Origin of the sequence: Mycobacterium sp. E735 (assembly GCF_001666955.1) — a bacterium.
In the GTDB taxonomy this organism is placed as follows: Bacteria; Actinomycetota; Actinomycetes; order Mycobacteriales; family Mycobacteriaceae; genus Mycobacterium.
In genome coordinates this window covers 33,783-55,469 of the sequence record NZ_LZIX01000137.1, presented here as the reverse complement: position 1 = coordinate 55,469, position 21,687 = coordinate 33,783, and the positions used below count along the sequence as shown (strand labels likewise).

Annotated in this window: 20 protein-coding genes and 1 pseudogene; 10 read left to right on the top strand and 11 right to left on the bottom strand. The window is 69.0% G+C overall.

Features of this window, described 5'->3' with window-relative positions; translation table 11 throughout:
• Positions 1–293 precede the first annotated feature (293 nt).
• From A5704_RS11200 to A5704_RS11190, 3 genes are all read left to right on the top strand, one after another.
• Entirely contained in the window at positions 294–1,169 is an 876-nt protein-coding gene (locus A5704_RS11200; RefSeq protein ID WP_197499192.1) for an esterase family protein, read from the top strand.
• A 46-nt stretch (positions 1,170–1,215) separates the two neighbouring features.
• Positions 1,216–3,327 (top strand): acyltransferase family protein, encoded by a 2,112-nt coding sequence (locus A5704_RS11195; protein ID WP_197508473.1) that lies wholly within the window; start codon positions 1,216–1,218, stop codon positions 3,325–3,327.
• Positions 3,328–3,587: 260 nt separating this feature from the next.
• On the top strand, positions 3,588–6,905 hold the full coding sequence (locus tag A5704_RS11190; protein WP_082950511.1) for a LuxR C-terminal-related transcriptional regulator: 3,318 nt from the start codon (positions 3,588–3,590) through the stop codon (positions 6,903–6,905).
• Here the strand turns inward: A5704_RS11190 and A5704_RS11185 are convergent.
• Positions 6,902–7,588, bottom strand: a complete 687-nt coding sequence (locus tag A5704_RS11185) for a GDSL lipase (protein ID WP_067756009.1) — start codon at positions 7,586–7,588, stop codon at positions 6,902–6,904. The genes A5704_RS11190 and A5704_RS11185 overlap by 4 nt on opposite strands.
• Positions 7,589–7,681: 93 nt before the next feature.
• A complete protein-coding gene (locus A5704_RS11180) occupies positions 7,682–8,920 on the bottom strand; it encodes an acyltransferase (protein WP_067756007.1) in 1,239 nt (412 codons plus the stop codon).
• Between the two features lie 315 nt (positions 8,921–9,235).
• On the opposite strand from A5704_RS11180, the gene A5704_RS11175 reads away from it, so the two are divergent.
• Positions 9,236–9,661, top strand: a complete 426-nt coding sequence (locus tag A5704_RS11175; RefSeq protein ID WP_067756028.1) for an STAS domain-containing protein — start codon at positions 9,236–9,238, stop codon at positions 9,659–9,661.
• On the opposite strand, the gene A5704_RS11170 is transcribed toward A5704_RS11175, so the two are convergent.
• The 7 genes and pseudogenes from A5704_RS11170 to A5704_RS11140 all read right to left on the bottom strand — a co-directional run bounded on the left by A5704_RS11170 (position 9,648) and on the right by A5704_RS11140 (position 15,859).
• Positions 9,648–9,911, bottom strand: a complete 264-nt coding sequence (locus A5704_RS11170) for a hypothetical protein (protein ID WP_067756004.1) — start codon at positions 9,909–9,911, stop codon at positions 9,648–9,650. The two genes, A5704_RS11175 and A5704_RS11170, sit on opposite strands and share 14 nt — an antisense overlap.
• Complete coding sequence (locus tag A5704_RS11165; protein WP_082950516.1) at positions 9,908–10,420, bottom strand: DUF3093 domain-containing protein; 513 nt, start codon at positions 10,418–10,420, stop codon at positions 9,908–9,910. Before A5704_RS11165 ends, A5704_RS11170 begins: the two co-directional genes overlap by 4 nt.
• Positions 10,421–10,469: 49 nt before the next feature.
• Complete coding sequence (hemB, locus tag A5704_RS11160) at positions 10,470–11,450, bottom strand: porphobilinogen synthase (protein WP_082950512.1); 981 nt, start codon at positions 11,448–11,450, stop codon at positions 10,470–10,472.
• Between the two features lie 26 nt (positions 11,451–11,476).
• Entirely contained in the window at positions 11,477–13,135 is a 1,659-nt protein-coding gene (locus A5704_RS11155; RefSeq protein WP_067755995.1) for a uroporphyrinogen-III synthase, read from the bottom strand.
• A gap of 23 nt (positions 13,136–13,158) precedes the next feature.
• A complete protein-coding gene (gene hemC, locus A5704_RS11150; RefSeq protein ID WP_067756023.1) occupies positions 13,159–14,103 on the bottom strand; it encodes a hydroxymethylbilane synthase in 945 nt (314 codons plus the stop codon).
• 13 nt (positions 14,104–14,116) lie between these two features.
• Complete coding sequence (locus tag A5704_RS11145; RefSeq protein WP_067889020.1) at positions 14,117–15,487, bottom strand: glutamyl-tRNA reductase; 1,371 nt, start codon at positions 15,485–15,487, stop codon at positions 14,117–14,119.
• A gap of 7 nt (positions 15,488–15,494) precedes the next feature.
• Positions 15,495–15,859 (bottom strand): annotated as a pseudogene (locus A5704_RS11140) (glutaredoxin family protein).
• A 59-nt stretch (positions 15,860–15,918) separates the two neighbouring features.
• Between A5704_RS11140 and A5704_RS11135 the strand changes: the two are divergent.
• The 6 genes from A5704_RS11135 to A5704_RS11110 all read left to right on the top strand — a co-directional run bounded on the left by A5704_RS11135 (position 15,919) and on the right by A5704_RS11110 (position 19,362).
• Positions 15,919–16,218: a WXG100 family type VII secretion target gene (locus A5704_RS11135; protein ID WP_067889017.1), complete on the top strand. Its 300-nt coding sequence runs from the start codon at positions 15,919–15,921 to the stop codon at positions 16,216–16,218.
• Complete coding sequence (locus tag A5704_RS11130; protein WP_067757715.1) at positions 16,211–16,501, top strand: WXG100 family type VII secretion target; 291 nt, start codon at positions 16,211–16,213, stop codon at positions 16,499–16,501. Before A5704_RS11135 ends, A5704_RS11130 begins: the two co-directional genes overlap by 8 nt.
• A gap of 4 nt (positions 16,502–16,505) precedes the next feature.
• On the top strand, positions 16,506–16,790 hold the full coding sequence (locus A5704_RS29615; RefSeq protein WP_067757712.1) for a hypothetical protein: 285 nt from the start codon (positions 16,506–16,508) through the stop codon (positions 16,788–16,790).
• A 144-nt stretch (positions 16,791–16,934) separates the two neighbouring features.
• The gene (locus A5704_RS11120; RefSeq protein ID WP_067889014.1) at positions 16,935–17,846 is read left to right on the top strand and encodes an HAD family phosphatase; all 912 of its coding nucleotides are present in this window, start codon (positions 16,935–16,937) and stop codon (positions 17,844–17,846) included.
• A 45-nt stretch (positions 17,847–17,891) separates the two neighbouring features.
• Positions 17,892–18,422 (top strand): MaoC family dehydratase N-terminal domain-containing protein, encoded by a 531-nt coding sequence (locus tag A5704_RS11115; RefSeq protein ID WP_067757706.1) that lies wholly within the window; start codon positions 17,892–17,894, stop codon positions 18,420–18,422.
• A gap of 10 nt (positions 18,423–18,432) precedes the next feature.
• Complete coding sequence (locus tag A5704_RS11110; protein WP_067757703.1) at positions 18,433–19,362, top strand: cyclopropane mycolic acid synthase family methyltransferase; 930 nt, start codon at positions 18,433–18,435, stop codon at positions 19,360–19,362.
• A gap of 99 nt (positions 19,363–19,461) precedes the next feature.
• Here A5704_RS11110 and A5704_RS11105 read toward each other — a convergent pair whose 3' ends face one another.
• Both A5704_RS11105 and A5704_RS11100 read right to left on the bottom strand, forming a co-directional pair.
• Entirely contained in the window at positions 19,462–20,550 is a 1,089-nt protein-coding gene (locus tag A5704_RS11105) for a lysophospholipid acyltransferase family protein (protein WP_197499036.1), read from the bottom strand.
• Positions 20,532–21,659 (bottom strand): SDR family oxidoreductase, encoded by a 1,128-nt coding sequence (locus A5704_RS11100; protein WP_067889011.1) that lies wholly within the window; start codon positions 21,657–21,659, stop codon positions 20,532–20,534. The genes A5704_RS11105 and A5704_RS11100 overlap by 19 nt, the downstream gene beginning before the upstream one ends.
• Between the last annotated feature and the right edge of the window lie 28 nt (positions 21,660–21,687).

Below are 21,687 nucleotides of genomic sequence, written 5' to 3'. Positions count from 1 at the left end.
CCTATCGGTCTCCAACCGGTTACCTGCGGTGCACCCGTTCGCCGCCTCGGGCGGCGCGAGGCGGCCGAGTTGCGGCGTCGTGATACGGCCATCATCATGGCGCCGGCCGGGGTGCCAATGCGGGGCCGTTCCGACCGTAAACCATTGCGCCGCAACTCGGCCGCCTCGCGCCGCCCGAGGCGGCGAACGGGTGCACCGCAGGTAACCGGTTGGAGACCGATAGGTCACGCCAGATCACACAATGCTTCCATTTCGGCGTGGCTCGGCAGGTAATCACCGGTCAGGGCGGCATTATTGCGATCATGCCTGACCTGACCCGCCGGGCGGTGCTGCGGATGGGAGCCAGCGCCGGCCTGGGAGCCGCCGGCGTGTTCGCCTTGAGTGGCCTGCTCGATCCGGTCAGGCCGCAGGCCGCGACGCTGCCGCAGGCTCCGGCCCCGTTCGAGCCGTCCGCGGCGAGCAGCAACCTGCCGACCAAGCTCACGGGTTCGTTCGTCTCCGCCGCCCGCGGCGGCGTGAAGACGAACTACGTGATCGCCCTGCCACCCGGCCATACCGGGACACTGCGCCCCGTGATCGCCCTGCACGGCAAGGACGGCGACGCGAACATGATGCTCGACTGCGGTGTCGAGCAAGGCCTGGCCCAACTGGTCAAGGAGGGCAAGCCGCCGTTCGCGGTGGTGGGCGTCGACGGCGGCAGCGATTCCTATTGGCACAAACGGGCCGACGGCACCGACGCCGGCGCGATGGTGCTCGACGAGCTGTTGCCGATGCTGTCCACGATGGGTTTCGACACCTCCCGGGTGGGTTTCATGGGCTGGTCGATGGGGGGCTACGGGGCGCTGCACCTGGGCGCCAAGCTGGGGCCGGCGCGGACCGCGGGGATCTGCGCGATCAGCCCGGCGCTGTACAGCTCGTTCGCCGACAGCGCCCCCAAGGCGTTCGACAGCAACGACGACTGGACGCAGAACAGCGTGCTGGGCGTGCCTGCGCTGTCGCAGATTCCGCTACGGGTGGACTGCGGCACCTTCGACCGCTTCTATCCCGCCACCCGCCAATTCGTCAGCCAACTCAAAACGCCACCGGTAGTCAGCTTCACGGTCGGCGGACACGACATGACCTGGTGGCGTCTCATGTTGCCCGGCGAGCTCGCCTGGATGGCGACCTAGCGGAGACCCCATGAGCGTCCGGCCCAGCGAACTCACCACCCGCCAAGTGGAGCGGGCGGTGAAGCGGACCGGATTTCGACCCGACATCGAGGGACTGCGGGCGGTCGCGGTCATCGCGGTGGTGCTCTATCACGCGGGCATCCCTGGCGTCAGCGGCGGATACATCGGCGTGGACGTGTTCTTCGTCATCTCCGGCTACCTCATCACCGGCCTGTTGTTCCGGGAGGCGTCCTCCACCAACACCGTTGCGCTGGGCCGCTTCTACGGCGCGCGGGCTCGTCGCCTGCTGCCGGCCGCCGCGGTCGTCGGCGTCCTCACCGCCATCGGCGCGGCCGTCGTGCTGCCGCCGCTGCAAGCGCGCAGCGTGTTCCTCGACGGCATCGCCAGCGCCCTCTACGTCGGCAACTACCGGTTCGCCACCCAGGGCACCGATTACCTGACCCCGCACCTGGAATCGCCCTTCCAGCACTACTGGTCGCTCGGCGTGGAGGAACAGTTCTATCTGGTGTGGCCGGTGCTGATCATCGGCACCGCCTGGCTGGCGCGGCGCCTTCCGGCGCTGCGGGGCGCCACACCGTATGCGGTGGTCCTGGGCCTGGTGGGGGCGGCGTCGCTGACGGCGGCCGTGCTGTGCAGCCGCACGTCGCCGTCCTGGGCGTTCTTCTCCCTGCCGACCCGCGCCTGGGAACTGGCGGCGGGTGGCCTGCTGGCCCTGTCGATTCAGCAGTGGCACCACCTGTCACTGCGCACCGCGTCGATCGCCGGCTGGGGCGGCCTGGCGCTGATCCTGCTCACCTGCACGCAATTGGACGCGCACACCCCCTACCCCGGCACCGCCGCGCTGCTGCCCGTGCTGGGCACCGCGCTCGTCATCGGCGGCGGCAGCGTCAGCCGCGGCCTGGGGGCCGGCCGGCTGCTGTGCCGGCCTGCGATGCGCGCGATCGGCCGGATCTCCTATTCCTGGTACCTGTGGCACTGGCCGGTGCTGTTGCTGATGCCCGCACTGCTGGGTGAGCCCGCAGGCCTGCCCGCCCGGCTGACCGCGACGGCGGTGTCCGCCGGGCTCGCCATCATCACCTTGCACCTGGTCGAAAACCCGGGCCGGTTCGCCGCCGCCCTGCGCCGGTCGGCGAGGACCAGCCTCGCCGTCGCCGGGGCCGCCAGCGCGGTCGCGGCCTGCGCCTGCGTGCTGTTGCTGAACGCGGTGCCGGTGCCCGTCGGTCATGGGGCGGCCGCCCCGCGGGCCAACATCGTCGCGGTTCCGCCCAGCGCCGCCCCCACCGTCAGCGCACAAGAGGCGGCGGTCCGAGTGGCGTTCGCTCAGGCGCGCGCGGCGGTCGCCGCGTCGGCGAACCTGAAAGCCGTGCCCGCCAATCTCGATCCCCCGCTCGCCAAGGCGTCCGCCGACAAGGCCGCGGTCTTCGTCAACGGGTGCGTGCGCTCCTGGCGCGAGGTCGGGCAAAACGAGTGCGCGACGGGCGATCTCGCGTCGCCGACGACGGTCACCCTGATCGGCGACTCACACGCCGCCATGTGGGACCCGGCCTTTGCGCAGGTCGCCGAGCAGCGCCACTGGCGGGTGGAGACGCTGGCCAAGGTGACCTGCCCCATCCAGGACCTGCACATCGTCAGCCCGTACCTGGGCCGCGAGTACACCGAGTGCGAACAGTGGCGCGGCCAGGTCGTGGCCCGGGTGGCCGCCGAACATCCGCGCCTGGTGGTGGTGGACATGAGCCGGCGCTACGCCGCGGACTTCGGTTTCACCTCCTACGACCCGGCGTGGATCGACACCCTGGGCCGCACCGTCACGCAATTGCGCGGCACCGGCGCTGCGGTGTTGATCCTCGGGCCCGCCCCGGATCCCCATTCGTCGCTGCCCGCCTGCCTTTCCGCGCACCTCGACGACGCCGGCGCCTGCGCGCCGACGCGGTCCGCCGCGGTCAACGACGACGGCATCGCCGCCGAGCGTGCGGCAACCACGGCCGGCGGCGGCCAGTACGCGGATCTCACCGACCTGTTCTGCACCCCCGAGCGCTGCCCGATGATCGTCGGCAACACTCTGGTGTTCCGCGACGACAACCACGTGACGACCGAGTACGCGCAGTTGCTGGCGCCGGTGATGGGCGCGCTCGCGGACCGGGCCCTGGCGGGTGGGTGAGCGGAAATGAACTTCTGGTGGTTGACGAACGTCATATCAGCGAAGGGTTTTGGGAGGTTGTAGGGGATGACTCCGCTGCTGCTGGCCTGCATTGCGGCCGCCGCTCCAGTCGCCGGGTTCGGCTTGCTGAATTTGCAAGCCCGCCTGGAGCGATGGGACTACGAGCGCCACGCCGAGGACTGAACCCCAGTCGTAAATCCGCGTGGCCGCGCCCGGACTCTGCGCGCTTTTGCTGATGTTTTGCCGCTCACCGCGGCCGCATGCTGGCTAACATGATCGACATCGATTCGTCGGCGGACATGCCGCTGCTGGACTGGAGCGAGCAGAGCTTGAGCGAGCTGCCCACTGGGACGGTGACGTTGCTGCTTGCCGACGTCGAAGGCTCGACCCGGCTGTGGGAAACCCAGTCCGACACCATGACGGCGGCCCTCGAGCAACTGAACCAGACCGTCAACGGCCTGGTCGCCGCCCACGGCGGGGTGCGGCCGGTCGAGCAGGGCGAGGGCGACAGCTTCGTGATCGCCTTCGCCCGCGCCAGCGACGCCGTCGCTTGCGCCCTGCAGATCCAACTGTCCGTACTCCCGCCGATCCGGATCCGAATAGGCGTGCACACCGGCGAGGTCCAGCTGCGCGATGCCGGCAACTACGCCGGGCCCACGATCAACCGGACGGCGCGGCTGCGCGACCTCGCCCACGGCGGGCAGACGGTGCTGTCCGGGGCCACCGAACCGCTGGTCGTCGACCGGCTACCGGCCGACGCCTGGCTGATAGACCTGGGCGTGTACCCGTTGCGGGATCTGCCGCGCCCCGAGCGCGTCGTGCAACTCAACCATCCCGGCCTGCGTGCGGAATTCCCGCCGTTACGCACCACGAACGCCGTTGCGGCGTCTCATCTTCCGGTCCAATTGACCAGCTTCGTCGGCCGTGGCGACCAGATCAGCGACGTCGGACAGATCCTGCGGGACAACAGGGTGGTCACCCTGACCGGCGCGGGCGGCGTCGGAAAGACACGGTTGGCGGTGCAGGTCGCGGCGCGGGTGTCCGACGAGTTCCCCGGCGGGGCCTGGTTTGTCGATCTCGCCCCGGTCACCAACCCCCTCGTCGTGCCCGTCACCGTGGCGCGCACCCTGGGCCTTGCCGATCAGCCGGGCCGCTCCACGATGGAAACGGTGGCGAAATTCGTCCGGGACCGCAAAATGCTACTGCTGCTGGACAATTGCGAACACCTGCTGGATGCGAGTGCCGAGCTGATCGTCGCCCTGCTCGATGCCGGGCCGGGCGTCACCGTGTTGGCGACCAGCAGGGAACCGATCGGCATGGCCGGGGAACTGACCTGGCGGGTGCCGTCGCTGACGGTCGACGGCGAGGCCCTCGAGTTGTTCGCCGATCGTGCCCGCCGCACGAGACCGGATTTTCAACTCACCGAAGACAATTCGTCCGCGATCGCTGAGATCTGTCAGCGCCTGGACGGCATGCCGCTGGCGATCGAGCTGGCCGCCGCGCGGACCCGCACGCTGTCGCTGACCCAGATCGTCGACGGGTTGCACCACAACTTCCGCCTGCTGGCCGGGGGCGCGCGCACCGCGGTCCGCCGCCAGCAGACGCTGCGCGCATCCATCGACTGGTCCCACGCCATGCTCACCGAGCCGGAACGCATACTGTTTCGCCGGCTGGCGGTGTTCATGGGAGGGTTCGACCTGGATGCCGCGCACGCCGTGGGCGCCGACGCCGGGGTCGAGCACTTTCAGCTCATCGACCTGCTCGGGCTCCTGGTCGACAAGTCGCTGATCGTCACCGAGGAAATCGACGGCATGATGCGCTACCGGCTGCTGGAGACCGTCCGGCAGTACGGCCTGGAAAAGCTGGCCGAGTCGGGTGAAGCCGAGGCCGTGCGCATTCGCCACCGCGACCACTACACCGCCGCCGCGGCGGAGCTGGAATCGCGGATGCGTGGTGACGGCTCCCCGCTGGTCCCCTGGGCCGAACTCGAGATGGCCAACCTGCGGGCGGCCCACGCCTGGAGTTGCGACGCCGGGGAGTTCGACCCGGCGCTGCGGCTGGTGTCGGCGCTGCAGCGGGTCTGGCTGACGCGTGGCCGGTTTCGCGAGGGCGTGACGGGGTTCGATGCCATCTTCAGCGACGAGCGGTACCGCGACGCGGACGTCGCGCCCCAGGTCTGGGTGCGGGGGGTCGCCGACGCCGGGCTGCTCGGGGTCTGGTCCTCGGTCCCGTTCAGCCTGCAGCGCGCGCAACAGGCCCTGGCTACCGCGCGCCAGCTCGGCGACGAGGCGCTCGTCGTGCACAGCTTGATGACCTGCGGCATGTTGGCGGTGGGCAACCCCACGTTGGCCGAACCGTACTTCACCGAGGCGGCGGATCTCGCACGCACATCGGGTGACCTCGCCGCGCTGGCGCAGCTGCGCGCCTACCAAAGTTTCACGTGTGCCGTCGGGGGTGACATCATCGCCGCGCAGGCGGCGGGCGAGGAGGGACGAGACCTCGGCGACGCGCTCGGCGACAGCTTCGCGTCCCGTTACAGTCGTACGTTCCTCGGCAGCACGCTGGCAATGCGAGGCAGGCTGACCGAGGGCCTCGAGATGTCGCGTTCGCTGGTCGAGGAGGCGCGAGCGGCCGGGGACCGCCCCATGGAGGTCTTCGGTCAGATCATCTGCGCGCAAGCGCTCGCGTCGATCGGCGATGCCGTTGCGGCGCGCACCGCAGCGCACACCGCCCTGGAAATCGGCGCCGCGCTGGGCGGTTTCCACGAGGACTCGGCCTATACGTTCCTGGCCATCGCCGAACTGGCCGCCGGTGACGCCGCGGCGGCCAGACAGGCCTGCGACGCGGCCTGGCGGTCCACGTATCCGTTGAAGGAACTTCTCAACCGGTGCACGGTGCCCATTGCCGACGCGGCGCTGGGCTGTGGCGACCTGGCCGCCGCCCGACGCTGGGCGGACGACACCGTCGCGGTCGCGCCGGGATCGCAACGGATGCTGGCGCTGACGTCGCGCGCCCGGGTCGCCGTCGCCCAGGGCGAGCCGCAGCAGGCCGAAACCGATCTGCACGACGCCGTCGCGGTCGCCGAGCGCACCGGCGGACACGTGTTACTTCCGGACGCCCTGGAGGGTCTCGCGGCGCTGGCCGCCGACTCCAACCCCGAGCACGCGGCCCGGCTTTTCGGTGCGGCAAATGGCATGCGGCAACGCCATGGCTCGGTGCGCTTCAAGGCTTTTCAACCGGCTTACGACGCGGCGCTGTCAACGGTTCGGGAAACCCTGGGGCAGGACGACTTTGAAGCCGCGTGGTCAGCGGGGCGTGCCCTGTCCACCGCGGAGGCCATCGGTTACGCGCAGCGGGGTCGCGGCGCGCGCGGGCGACCGGCCAGCGGTTGGGAGTCATTGACGCCGACCGAGATCGACGTGGTTCGCCTCGTCAGCGAAGGGCTGCCCAACAAGGACATCGCCGCGCGAATGTTCATCTCCGCGCGCACCGTCCAATCTCATCTGACGCACGTCTACGCCAAACTCGCCGTGTCGTCGCGGGTGCAGCTCGCTCAGGAAGCCGCCCGCCACACCTAGGCCGACAGCTGGGTCCGGATGAGCGGCGCGATCTTGTCCGCCATGTATTGGTGCCCGGCGTCGTTCGGGTGCACGCCGTCCGCGCCGATCAGGTCGGGCCTGCCGACGAACCAGTGTTCGGCGATCGGGTCCACCCACGTCGCCCCCGCGGACCCGGCCGCCGCGGCGAGCGCGTCGCGAATCAGCAGGATCGGGAGGGGCACGTCTGCCGTCGGCCACGGCGGCCCGATCACCAGAAACCGCGCGGACGGCGCCAGACGCCGGGCCAAATCGAATGTGCTGCGGGCTTTTTGACCGATCACACCCGGATCGATCGGCTCGTCGTTGCGCGAGCCGAAAAAAACCACCAGGACATCGTCGGCCTGCACGGCCCGGGAGGTCAGGTCCTCGAACACGCTGCCGTGGTCACCCGGCATGCCGTAACCGGCCCGGCCCTCGGCCGCCACGTCGGCCGAGATCCGCTCGCCCCGCGCGGCGAGCCCGTCCCACGCGCGGGCGGGCCACGACCTCGAGCCCAACCCGCCCTCGCCGGTGCCGGTGGTGTAGGAATCCCCGACGACCGCCAGATGGTTCAACCGGAAATCCAGGGTCAGCGTGTCGTAGGTGCGCACCTGGGCGGGATAGGCGATGCCGACGCCGACCAGAAAGGTCAAACCGATGACGAAGGTGGCCAGACGACTCACTACTACCTCCCTCCCCCGTCAACGGCATCGTCATGTGCCACTGCGTTCCATCGATTATCGCCCGCGATTCGCGGCGGGGCGCTAAGACAACCCTCACACGGCGCGGGCTGAAACCTTTTCCAGCGAACGGTCGATCGGATGGACCTTGCCACCCGCGGCCTCTTCGGGTTCGCTTCTCGCGGTGACGGCTTTGACATCCACCATCTTGCGCATCCAACGACGCGCGGGCTCTTCGACGAAGTGATACATCGCGATCGAGATCAACACGGCGATCGCGAGCAGGCCGATGACGTTCCACTTCCACGGATTGTCCTGTGGCCTCAGCTCGAATTGCTCGACGGACCAGCCCCAGGCGGTGTGCACCAGCTCGTGAACCATGTACAGGCAGAACGAGATCTGCCCGCCGTACACCATCAACCGCGTTGAGAGCGCCCTCGGCAGGCTCCCGACGCCGATCGCCAGCGTGATCACCAACGGAATGAACAGGATGTCGACCACGCCGCCGCTGTCGTTCTCCACGACGCCGGAGATCGGGTGCGCGTCAAACCAATACAGGACGCCCACCATGGCGGCCAGGAGAAACAGGGACAGGTACCCGGCGACGCGGCGGCCGCGATCGGTCAGCCGCAGCCTGCGCACCGCGGCGCACGCCAGCGCGCCGGCGACGAATTGCGTGACGATCCGCGGCAGCCAGCTCCACGGGGTGTAGAAGTGGCCGCTCGCCAGCAACATGACCACGGGCGGCAGCGCCGCCGCGAACGCGAGCACCATCAGGCTGCGCGCCCGCGTGGCCTGCTTCATCCGCAGGATGACCAGCACCAGGAGGCCGAAGAGCAGGTACGCCAGCCATTCGGCGCTGATCGACCAGGCCGGCCCGTCCCAGCTGGAGTCGTCGAAGAACGGGACGAACCACAGCTGCACCAGCAGGATCTGGCGGACGTAGCTGATCGCGGTGAGCTGACCGGCGTCGGGCGACGGCACATGGCCGACGTGCAGCGTGAAGATCACCCACAGGGCGGCGAGGTGCAGGGTGACCAGGTACACCGGCCACACCCGGGCCAGCCGCAGCCACAGGAAGTGCAGGGTGGCGCGCGTCGACCACGACCGGCCCATCCGGTCCAGGTAGTTCCAGGTCAGCACGAACCCGCTGAGGATGAAGAAAAGGTCGACGCCCTGGGCGCCGCAGTTGAGCACGGGCGCGAGGGCGTCGCGGAAGTCGGGCCCCACGTCGCCCAGCATCGGCCGGAAGTGGAAGAGCACTACCCAGAGCGCGGCGACGATGCGAAGTCCCGTCAGGGCCTTGATCTCTCCCCTGATCTCTGCGCCGCGCACGATGCTCTTTCCGCCTGGACTTCACGTTCGCCTGGTAGCTCGGCTGACCGGGCGACCTCGCGCTGTCACAAGTCCCCGCCTCGCAACCGGTAGCCCTGGCAGCCTAGCAGCGCAACCGCCGTGACGCCCGGACGGTTGTGGTGTGGCACGCGGACTTTCGCGGCGAATCGGCCCCGGACCAACTTTGCTCGTATCGGCGCGGAATGGCGGCGAAAATCGCTTCTTAACAAAACGTTAGATGCGGCTTTCACCCTCCTTAAGCTTGCGGTTTAGCGTCAAAGCCATAGCGAGCGCCACGGAGAGTGAGGGGTGCCCATGACGATCGCCGATGTCCTGACACGGGATCAGAACGGCATCTTCCAGTGCGGCGGCGCATGGGTTCGGGCTCACCGCCGCCAATTGGCGACCGTGGTGACGATCCGGGGGGAAATAAGCGCCTGCAATGCGGATCAGGTCGGCGAGCACATTCGGCGTTTCATCCTCGGAGAGGACCGCGTGGTGCTCGACATGGGCGACGTAAGCGAATTTGCTACGGCGGGCATTTCACTTCTGGAGACCTTCGATGACGCGTGCCGCGCCGAGGGGGTGCAGTGGACCTTGGTGGCAAGCCCGGCGGTCGCCGAACTGGTGGCTGACGGCGGGTTCTCCGGCAATTACTCGGTGCCCGAGGCGCTGCACGACTTGGCCGACGCGATCGCCAGCCGCCGTCGCATGGCGTTGCCGCTGGTCAGGATGTCTTAGCGCGCCGCTCACGGCGCTGCCTGGAGATTCCCACCACCGCCAGCACCCCTGCGCTGGTCAGCAGCAGCAGGGCCAGCAAGAGCAGCTGCGGGTCATACACCGTCGACGTGGTGAACGGCTGCCCGTCCGCGATCGGCGCCACCGCCACGGTGTGGTGCGACCGCGCCCAGCTGACTCCCGCGCCGATCAGCGCCGCGCAGGCCAGGGCGAGTTCGACCAACGCCCTGTTGCTCCGGTAGCGGGCGCTCACTGCGCGGACCCGGCGTCGTCGTCACGGTCGAAGTCGGTGACGTCGGCGGGCTCGACCCGCTCCTGGACCAACGGGGTCAGGGCCGCGCGGAGCTCACGGTGCCGGCGCGCCCACGCCTGCGCGTAGCGCGCGCCGGTCAGCTTCAGGCCGATGCCGATGCGGCCGCGCGGCACCCCGACCAATTCGCCTAGGGCCCGCGCCGACTGCCACCGCGCCAACTCCTTGCCGGAGGCTTCGTGGTTCTCCGGTTCCGGGTACACCTTGAGGATCTCGCGCACCAGGATGGTTTCGGTGCCCTGGCGCAGGGCGTCCTCGGTGAGTTCGACCGAGACGTGGATCCTGGCCGCCTTCACCTGCAACCCGACGAACCCCGATACCAGGACCAAGAAGATCAGCGGGATCAGGAACGACACGGGCGCACCGCTCCAGATTTCGATCAGGATCATCGCGCCCGCGGCCACCGGGCCCCACAGCACCCAGATCCAGCTGGCGCCCGGTTCGTAGAACAGCGGCTTGCGTTCCGCGGCCGTCGACTCGGAATTCACAGCAAGCCCCATCTCACGAAAGCCAACCCGCCACGTCGGCGGCCCAGTAGGTCAGCACAATATCGGCTCCGGCCCGGCGAATGCTCGTCAACGACTCGAGAGCCGCGACCCGCTCGTCGATCCAATTGTTGGCGGCCGCAGCGCAAATCATGGCGTACTCCCCCGAGACCTGGTAGGCCGCCACCGGCACCGGCGACACCTCCGCCGCGGCGGCCACCACGTCGAGGTAACCCAGCGCGGGCTTGACCATCAGGATGTCCGCGCCCTCGTCGAGGTCCAGCCGGATCTCGCGCAGCGCTTCGCGGAAGTTGCCCGACTCCTGCTGATAGGTGCGCCGGTCGCCGGACAGGCTGGAGCTGACCGCCTCGCGGAACGGGCCGTAGAACGCCGAGGCGAACTTCGCGGCGTAGGCGAGGATGACCACGTCGGTGTGGCCCGCGGCGTCCAGGCCGTCGCGTATCGCGGCCACCTGGCCGTCCATCATCCCACTCGGGCCCACCACGTGCGCGCCCGATTCCGCCTGCGCCACAGCAAGTTTCACGTAGCGAGCCAACGTGGCGTCGTTGTCCACCCGGCCCCTGGCGTCCAGGACGCCGCAGTGGCCGTGGTCGGTGAATTCGTCCAGGCAGGTGTCGGCCATCAACACCGTCGCATCGCCGAGATCCTTGGCCAGGTCGCGCAGGGCGAGGTTGAGGATGCCGTCGGGATCGGTGCCCGCCGACCCCGTCGCATCCTTGTCTTCGTCCCGGGGCACCCCGAACAGCATCAGCCCGCCCACCCCGGCCGCGACGGCGTCGGCCGCCGCGCTGCGCAGCGAGTCGCGGGTGTGTTGCACCACGCCCGGCATCGACGCGATCGGCCGTGGTTCGTCGATACCGTCGGCGACGAACATCGGCAGCACCAAATGCCTTGGCTCCAAAGATGTTTGCGCCACCAGGCGACGCATCGCGGGGGTGGAGCGGAGCCGGCGCGGACGCTGCCGCGGGTAGGCCATGGGCTAGCTCCTCTGGTGGCGGCCCACTAGCGCCTGCGGCTCTTCTTACGCGGCGGTGGCAGCGCGCCCTCGGCGCGCAACCGGGCGGCGTGCTCGGCCAGGGCATCGACCAGCGGGCCGACGGCGGCCGTCTCGGGCTGCACGTCCACCCGCAGCCCGAATTCCGCGGCGGTCTCGGCCGTCTTGGGACCGATGCAGGCGATGATCGTCCGCGCGTGCGGCTTGCCGGCGATGCCGACCAGGTTGCGCACGGTGGAGCTGGAGGTGAAGCACACCGCGTCGAAGCCGCCGGTCTTGATCATCTCCCGCGTCTCCGCCGGCGGCGGCGCGGCCCGCACCGTCCGGTAGGCGGTGACATCCTCGATCTCCCAGCCGCGCTCGCGCAGTCCCTCGGCCAGCGTCTCGGTGGCGATGTCGGCCCGCGGCAGCAGCACCCGGTTCACCGGGTCGAAAATGCTGTCGTAGTCCGGGAAGTCGTCCAGCAGGCCGAGTGAGGACTGTTCGCCCGCAGGCACCAGCTCGGGGCTGATGCCGAACGCCCGGACCCGGTCGGCCGTCGACTCGCCGACACAGGCGATCTTGACGCCCGAGAACGCCCGCGCGTCCAGACCGAACTCGCCGAACTTCTCCCACACCGCGCGCACCGCATTGGTGGAGGTGAACACCACCCACTGGAAGCGGCCGTCGACCAGACCCTTGACGGCCCGCTCCATCTGGGCGGGGCTGCGGGGCGGCTCGACGGCGATGGTCGGCACCTCGATCGGCAGCGCGCCGTAGGACGTCAGCCGCTCGCTCATCTCGCCGGCCTGGTCCTTGGTGCGCGGCACCAGCACCGTCCAGCCGTACAGCGCCCGGCTCTCCCACCAGTTCAGCTTCGCCCGGCTGGCCACCGTCTTGCCGATGGTCACCACCAGCGGCCCGGTCAACGGGCCCGCCGGGTCCGTCCCACCCAGCACGGCCGAGTCGGTCAGACCGCCCAGCGTGGTCTCGATCGACCGCTGCTGGCAGGTGGTGCCGTGCGCGGTCACCACGCACGGGGTGCTCTCGGAGAGCTCGTGCTCGATCAGGGTGCGCGCCGCGTCGGCCAGATGCGACGTGGTGGCCTGCAGGATCAGCGGGCCCGGCGCGGCGGCCAGAGCGTCCCAATCCACGTTCGGGTCGCGCACGTCGGCGACCGTGTGCGACGAGCCCAGCGGCAGCCCCGCGTAGCTGGGCACGGCGCCGGTCGGCGCCAGGCCGGGCACGATCTCGATGTGCAGGTGGCTCCGCGCGACGGCGTTCACCTCGGTGATCACCGCGTCGACCGTCAGCGGGTCGCCGGCCACCAGCCGCACCACGTCGGCGCCGGCACGGGCCTCGGCGGTCAGCGTCTTGGCCACCTCGGCCGGCTCGCCGAGCGCCGGGCGGACATCCGGACCGGCCGATATCACCGCGGGCTGCTCCGCTCCGCCGGTGGGCGCGTCACCGTTGCCGGCGGCGGCCTCGGCCGGCGCCGGGCCGGAGACGGGTGGTAGGTCCTTGCCGATCAGCGCCAGCACCGGCTCCGGCACGTCGGGGTCGGTGAACACCAGGGCGGCGTTCGCCAATACCGTCGCGGCCCGGGTGGTCAACAGACCCGGATCGCCGGGTCCGGAACCCACGTACGTGATGCGGCCGGGTCTCGGCTTACGCCCTCGCGTCGTCATTGTCGCTCCCACGTCACTCGCAATTAATTTCCTCGGTTCGGGTCCTGCCGCGCTTCGGCCATCAGCTCTCGGGCGCCGAGTTCGAACAACTCCGCGGCGACCGATACCCCCAGCTCGTGCGCCCGGTCGGCGGTGCCGATGCCGGACGCGCGTATCACGTCGGACCCGTCCAGCGCCGCCACGCAACCGCGCAGCGACAGCTCTTCGAAGACGCGGCCGTCCTCATCGATGGACTCGACCACCTCGGCGATCGCGCCCACCGGTGCGGAGCAACCCGCCTCCAGTTCGGCCAGCAGGGCTCGCTCCGCGGTGACCGACGCGCGCGTGTCGGCGTCGTCCAACTCCGCCAGCACCGCCGCCAATTCATCACCCGCGCGGCATTCGACGGCGAGCGCGCCCTGAGCCGGTGCTGGCAACATCTGCACCGGCTCTAACGTCTCGGTGACATCGTCGAGGCGACCGAGCCGGGCCAGTCCGGCCCGAGCCACCACGATCGCGTCGAGATCACCATTGCTTACCCTGTTCAACCTGGTATCTAGGTTGCCTCGTAGGGGGCGGATTTCCAAACCGAGACCCAATGCCCTAAGCTGCGCGGCCCTGCGCGGGGACGACGTGCCCACCAGCGAACCCGGCGGCAACTCCCCGAGCACCAGCCCGTCGCGGGCCACCACCACGTCGCGGGGGTCGTTGCGGGGCGGTATCGCCGCGATCGTGAACCGCGGGTCGTCCGCCGTGGGCAAATCCTTGTGCGAGTGCACCGCGGCGTCCACCCGGCCGTCGTCCATGGCCTCGCGCAGTGCGGTGGTGAAGGCGCCGACGCCCAGGGTTTCGATGGGCGCCGACGAGCGGTCGCCGGCGGTGGTGATGATCACCAACTCCGCGGGGTGACCGTTGGCGATCAGGGCGTCCCTGACGACGCCGGCCTGGGTGGTGGCCAACAGACTGCCCCGGGTGCCTATCCGGATCACATTCGCCAATCGGCTACTCGGCGGTGGGTTCTTGCGTTCCGGCGTCGAATCCCGTTGCTATGACGGGCAATTCGCCCGCAGCGACGGCGTCGACGGCGGTCTGGTCGAGTTCGAAGAGTTCGCGCAGCGCTTCGGCGTAGCTATCGCCGCCGGGGGCGCTGGCGAGTTGTTTGATCCGCACGGTCGGCGCGTGCAGCAGCTTGTCCACCACCCGCCGCACGGTGCGCGCCACCTCCTCGCGGTGGGCGCTCTGAAGGCCGGGCAGCCGGTTGTCCAGGCGCAGCAGCTCCGCCTCCACCACGTCGGCGGCGCGCTGGCGCAGCGCGGTCACCGTCGGGGTGACCTCGGCCATCCGCTGGCCGGCCAGGTAGGCGGCCACTTCGGCGGCCACGATGTGGCGCGCGGCGTGCACGTCGGACGCGGCGGCGTGCGCCGACGGCTCGTGCTGCACGCGGTCCACGTCGACGACCCACACACCGGGCAGGCCGGCGACCGCCGGATCCACGTCGCGCGGCATGCCCAGGTCGCAGATCACCAGCGGACGCGTCGACTCGTCGCGGCGGGCGGCGGCCAGCGCGTGGTGCACGTCGGCCAGCGTGATCACCGGGCTCACCGCGCCGGTGCAGCTGACCACGACGTCGGCGTCGGCGACCGCGTCGGCCAGCCGGTCGAGGGCCATCGCGTCGGCCTGCACACCGGATTCGCGGATCTTGCGGGCCAGCCGCTGCCCCCGGGACAACGACCGATTCAGGACGTGCACCCGCCGGACACCGGAGCGGGTCAGGTGGGCCGCGGCCAGGGCGCCCATCGCGCCGGCGCCGACCAGCGCGGCGGTCTTGCCCTCCAGGCCGCCCAGCCGGCGCTCGGCCATGTCGAGGGCGACCGACACCACCGAGGCGCCGGCCGCATCGATCGCGGTCTCGGAATGCACCCGCTTGCCCACCGACAGCGCCCGTTGGGCCAGCTCGTGCAGCACCCGCCCGACGGTCCGATTGCCTTCCGCGGTGGCATACGCGCGGCGCACCTGGCCGAGCACCTGCTGCTCACCCACCACGGCGGAGTCCAGCCCGCTGGCCACCGCGAACAGGTGCTCGACGGCGGCCTCGCTGTACCGGACGTACGCGTATTTGGTCAGGTCCCCCATCGACATTCCGGAGTGATCCGACAGCACCTGCCCAATGGCCGCCAACCCGCCGTGGAACGCGTCCACCACTGCATAGACCTCGACCCGGTTGCATGTCGACAGCACCATCGCCTCGGTCACCAGCGGCGACTGCAACACTCGGTCGACGATCTTGCCCTGATCGGATTCGTCGATGCTGAGTTGTTCCAGGACGGAGACCGGCGCACTGCGGTGCGAAACCCCGAAGAGCAAGACGCTCACGGCAGCATCACCTGGCCAGCTCCCTTGCTTCCTCCAGTAACTGAACTGGTTTCCAAGGTAATCGTTTATCAGGTGGGCTACCAAATAATTGCCCGGTGGTCCTCATCTCCCCAGATCCGCGCGCAGCCGCGGCTCGTCGAGGTCCCAGTAGCTGTGCTCGCGGCCGTCGAGCAGGATCACGGGCAGCCGGTCACCGAATTCGGCCCGCAGCGCCGGGTTGCCGGCGGCCGCGGCGGCGTCGACGTCGGTCGTCGACAGGTCGAAGCCCAGCTCGGACGCCAGTTCCTCGAGCCGGTCGTGCACCCGCACGCAGAGGGTGCAGCCGTCGCGAGTCAGCAGTTCCACCTGCGGCCGTCGGGGGGCGTCGGTCATGGCCATCAGTCTGGCACCGGTGACTTGTGGGGACATCTGGCCGGCGTTACTTTCCGGTCATGGCCCTGCGAGTTGACCCGGCGGTGATGCAGAGTCACGCCGTTTCCACCGCCGGCGCGGCAGAGCACCTTTCGAGCCGCCTCGCTCAGCTGGACGATCAGGTGGGGCAGATGCTGGGCGGCTGGCAAGGCGCGTCCGGGACGGCGTATTCCTCCGCGTGGGAACTCTGGCATCGGGGCGCTCGCGAGGTTCAGCTGGGGCTGTCGATGTTGGCGCGCCTCGTGGGTGAGGCCGGCGAGGGCTATCAGGCCAACGAGGCCGGGTCCGCCGCGGCGGAGCGAGCGGTGCGCGGTGGCTGAGGCGTTTCGGGTGGATCCGCAGGCGTTGGCCGACTCGGTGCAGCGGATGGCCGATTTTCAGCGCTACGCCGAGGACATGATCACCGAAATCGATTCCCGCGTAACGCGTTTGCACACCACGTGGACGGGTGAGGCTGCGGCCGCGCACGCCGAGGCGCATCAGCACTGGGTGCGCGGCGAGGCGATGATGCGCGAGGCGCTGGCGCAGTTGAAGAAGGTTGCCGCGACCGCGCACGGCAACTACACCGGGGCGATGTCGACGAATCTCGGCATGTGGTCGTGACCAGATGGCGCCGCTGGCGTGTGACGCGACTGCGCTAGACCGCGCCGGTGCCACGGTGCTGGCCACCGGCGAGTCCATGGGATCGGTGATTTCGGCGTTGACGGCGGCGCTGGCCTGCAGCGCGGGCACGAGCTTCATGGCCACCGAGACCGCCGCGGGCGGCGGCACCATGGCAATGCTGTTGGCGGAGGCCACGCCAACACTCGACGATCAACGCGAGCAAAGCTCTCAGGAAGTCGACTCCGCCTACACCACAGATGCGAGCGGACATTGTCGAGTGTGCAGCTAGCTTCACGCTCGGCGCCGAGTGTGCGGCTAGCTTCACACTCGACAGCGCGGCATAGCCGACGCCCCGCGGCACAACCGCCGGATAGGGTTGGATACCGGGACCCACTGGGTCGCCAGGCAACACAGCGATCTAGGAGGTTTGGCGATGACTTCCTCTGACCCCGTCAACGGAGACGTCAGTCGCGCTGACCTGGAGTCGCTGGCCGCCGACGCCAGCGCGGCCCGTGCGCTGGAGGACCTGCAAGCCGAAAAGGCCGCCACCGACGAGGACCGGCCCCAGCCGCCGATCGACCTGACCGCGGCCGCCTTCTTCGACGTCGACAACACCCTGGTGCAGGGCTCCTCGGCGGTGCACTTCGGCCGCGGCCTGGCCGCGCGCAACTACTTCACCTATCGCGATGTGCTCGGTTTCATCTATGCCCAGGCCAAATTCCAGGTCCTCGGCAAGGAGAACAGCAACGACGTCGCCGCCGGCCGTCGCAAAGCGCTCGCCTTCATCGAGGGCCGCTCTGTCGAACAGCTGGTGACGCTGGGCGAGGAGATCTACGACGAGATCATCGCGGACAAGATCTGGCCGGGCACCCGCGAGCTGACGCAGATGCACCTCGACGCGGGCCAGCAGGTGTGGCTGATCACCGCCACCCCTTACGAACTCGCGGCGACCATCGCGCGGCGGCTCGGCCTGACCGGCGCCCTGGGCACCGTCGCGGAGTCCGTCGACGGGGTGTTCACCGGCCGGCTCGTCGGCGACATCCTGCACGGGACCGGAAAGGCGCACGCCGTGCGGTCGCTGGCGATCCGGGAGGGCCTGAACCTCAAACGCTGCACGGCCTACTCCGACAGCTTCAACGACGTGCCCATGCTCTCGTTGGTGGGCACCGCCGTCGCGATCAACCCGGACGCACGCCTGCGCACACTGGCCCGCGAACGCGGTTGGGAGATCCGGGACTTTCGCACCGCCCGCAAGGCCGCCCGGATCGGGGTCCCGTCGGCGTTGGCGCTCGGTGCGGCCGGTGGTGCACTGGCCGCGGTGGCTTCCCGGCGGCAATCGCGCTGATAGGCTGCGCCGCTGAGACCTATTCGAGCGGAGAGCGACAGCGCTATGACAATCCCCAAGGGAGCCGAAGGGCTCATCGGCAGCCATTACCGGGCGCCGGATTACTTCCTCGTCGGCCGCGAGAAGATCCGGGAGTTCGCCCTCGCCATCAACAACGACCATCCGACGCACTTCAACGAGGCCGACGCCGCCGCGGCCGGATACGACGCGCTGGTGGCCCCGCCCACGTTCCTCGCCATCGCGGGCCGGCGCGTGCAGCTGGAGATCTTCACCAAGTTCAGCATTCCGATCAACATCGCGCGGGTCATGCACCGCGACCAGAAATTCAAGTTCCACCGGCCGATCGTCGCAGGGGATAGGCTTTACTTCGACACCTATCTAGACTCGGTCATTGAGTCCCATGGCGCCGTGATCACCGAGATCCGTAGCGAGGTCACGGACGCCGAGGGCAAACCGGTCATCACCAGTACAGTCACGATGCTGGGGGAAGCCGCAAACAACGATGCCGACCACGAAGCAACCGTCGCGGCAGTCGCGTCCATATCAGCGGGAAAGTCCATATCAGCGGGAAAGTAGGTTCGAATCAATGACGTCACAGGGGGAAAGCGGTAGCACGCAACTGAAGCCGCCGGTCGAGAAGGTCCGGTCGCACTACGACAAATCGAACGAGTTCTTCAAGCTCTGGCTCGACCCGTCGATGACCTACAGCTGCGGCTATTTCGACGAGAATCCGGACCCCCAGAACCTGACCAAGACGCTGGAAGAGGCGCAGTACGCCAAGCGCAAGCTCGCGCTGGACAAGCTCAACCTCGAGCCAGGCATGACACTGCTCGACATCGGCTCCGGGTGGGGTTCGACGATGCGGCACGCGGTGGCCGAGTACGACGTCAACGTCATCGGCCTGACGCTCAGCGAAAACCAGTACGCCCACTGCGTGGCCGAGTTCGACAAGATGGACAGCCCCCGCCGCAAAGAGGTGCGGATCCAGGGCTGGGAGGAATTCCCTGGCGACGTACCGATCGACCGCATCGTGTCGCTGGGTGCGTTCGAGCACTTCGCCGACGGCGCCGGTGACGCCGGGTACGAGCGGTACGCCACCTTCTTCAAGAAGTACTACGACCTGCTGCCCGACGACGGCCGCATGCTGCTGCACTCGATCGTGGTGCCGTCCGCCGAAGAGGGCAAGAAGATGGGCTTGCAGGTGAACATGACCCTGCTGCGGTTCATCAGCTTCATCCTCAAGGAGATCTACCCGGGCGGGAAGCTGCCTCAGGTCGACCTGGTCGACAAGTACGCGACCGACGCCGGTTTCAAGATCGAGCGCCACCACTTCATCGGCAAGAACTACGTCCCGACGCTGACCGCCTGGGGCGACGCGCTCGAGGCGCACAAGGAAGAGGCGATCGCGCTGAAGGGGCAGGAGACCTACGACATCTACCTGAAGTACTTGCGCGGCTGCTCGGACCTGTTCCGCGACGGCTACACCAACGTCTGCCAGTTCACGATGGTCAAGTAATTCGCCCGAAAAACGCCCCGGAAGCCATTGGCTCCGGGGCGTTTTCGCGTCGGCACCAAGCCGGATAGCGAACCGGGCGGGGCCGGTAAACGAAAAGCGTCAGCCGAAGAAGATGTTGCGACGGCCGGCGAGCAACCGGTACAGCGTCTGCTGGATGGTCTCGCGCACCTGATCGGTCAACTCGAAGGTGACCATCGGGTCCTCGGCGTCGGACGCGGCGTAGTCGTTGGTGTAGATCGGCTCGCCGAACGCGATGCGCCACTTCGACGGCAGCGGCACCAGGCCCGCCGGCCCGGCCAGCGGGAACAGCGGCGTGATCGGGAAGTAGGGCAGCCCGAAGAGCCGCGCCAGCAGCTTCACGTCGGTCAGCATCGGGTAGATCTCTTCCGAGCCGATGATCGAGCACGGGATGATCGGCGCCTTGGTGCGCAGCGCCGCGGTGACGAATCCGCCGCGGCCGAACCGCTGCAACCGGTAACGGTCCTCGAAGCGCTTACCCAACCCCTTGTAGCCCTCGGGGAACACGGCGGTCAGTTCGCCGGCGGCGAGCAGCCGGTGCGCGTCCGTGGTGCAGGCCATGGTGTGGCCGGCCTTGCGGGCGGCTTCACCCACGACGGGCAGGTCGAACACCATGTCGGCGGCGAGCAGCCGCAGGTCGCGCTGCGCGGGGTGCTCGTCGTGGACGGCGACCGACAGCATCAACCCGTCGAACGGCAAGACCCCGGCGTGATTGGCCACCACCAGTGCGGCGCCCTCGCTGGGCAGGTTTTCGACACCGCTGACCTCCACCCGGAACCACGACCGGAAGAAGAACCTCAGCAGAGGCCGCACGATCGCGCTGTTGAAGTGCGGATCGAAACCGAACTCGTCGACGGTGTAGTCGCCGGTGAGCCGCTGGCGCATGAACCCGGCCACTGCGGCCACGCGCTGGGCGAGGTCGTTGAGCGGCACCTCCGACGAGCCGGCGCCGGCCGCACGCCGATGCTCATCGATCTCGCGAACGACGGCGGCGATCTGCTCGGCCGACGCCCGACCATTCGGATCCGAGAGCAAGGAGGGATGCTGGCGGGCGGACTCCGCGCGCTGATCGGCTCTCCGGCGTGCTGCTACCCGACCCCGATTCGTATGCAGCGGAATAACATTCGCTCTGCTTTCACCCGCCACGATTCCTACCTGACCCCACCCCACGGAATTGGATTTCGGCTGCCCCAGCGCTGAGCTAGGGATATGGCGCGACCTTCCAAGGAGCGTACCCGATGCGGATCGATAATGGGAGTCATGCCGCGGCCGCGAACGTAGTCGTCGAAGGCCTCGGCGGTCGTCCATTTCGGCTGATAGCCCAGCTCCGTCCGCATCCGGGTGGTGTCCATGACGCGGCCGTAACTCAGGTAGGCGAACTGATCGCGGCTGATCTCGTTGTAACGGTTAGCCCGTCTCAACGAATCGAGCGCCCACACGCCAAAACCGGGCACTGGCAACGGAATCCGGCCGGCCCGGCGGATCGCTTGCGACAGCATGATGATGCCGTCGGCGCCGATGTTGAACGTGCCGGCCTTGCCGGCCATCGCCGCGCGATCCAGCGCGCCCAGCGCATCCTGCTCGTGGAGCAACTGCAGCCGCGCGTCGCGGCCGAACATCGTCGGCACCAACGGCCCGGCCAGGTACCGCGACAGCGTGGTGTCCATAGCGGGTCCGATCATGTTGGCCAGCCGCAGGATCGTCACCGCGATATCGGGCCGACGGCGGCCCAGTCCGCGGGCATAGGCCTCGATGTCCAGGCTGTCCTTCGCGAAACCGCCGCGCAAGGGCCGGCGGCTCGTGCTGTCCTCGGTGAACATCACCGGATCGTGCGCGCTGGACCCATACACCTCAGACGTCGACTTGAGCACCACGCGCCGCACCGAGGGCGCCTTCTGACAGGCGGCGAACAGCTGCATCGCACCCATCACGTTGATTTCCTTCAACGCCGCGGTGCCCCCGGACCGCGGGGCGTACGACGCCGCGGCCGCGTGCACCACGGTGTCCACCTCGCCGTTGCGAATCACTTTGGCGATGAACGGGTTACGGATGTCGGCGCGGACGAACTCCGCGCGCCCCATCCGGCGGAGCATGTCCTTGCTGGGCGCGATCGCGTCCACGGCGATGACCGCGTTGATCATCGGGTTCTGCGCGAGCCGCGCCGTCAGGTAGCCGCCCAGGAACCGGCACGCACCGGTGACCAGCACCACCTTGGGGTAGTGCACCGTGTTGCTCGCGGTGTCGCCGGTTCCGGCGCCATCCCCACTCGACTGACCCACCCAAACAGCCTATCGACTCCGGAGAGAC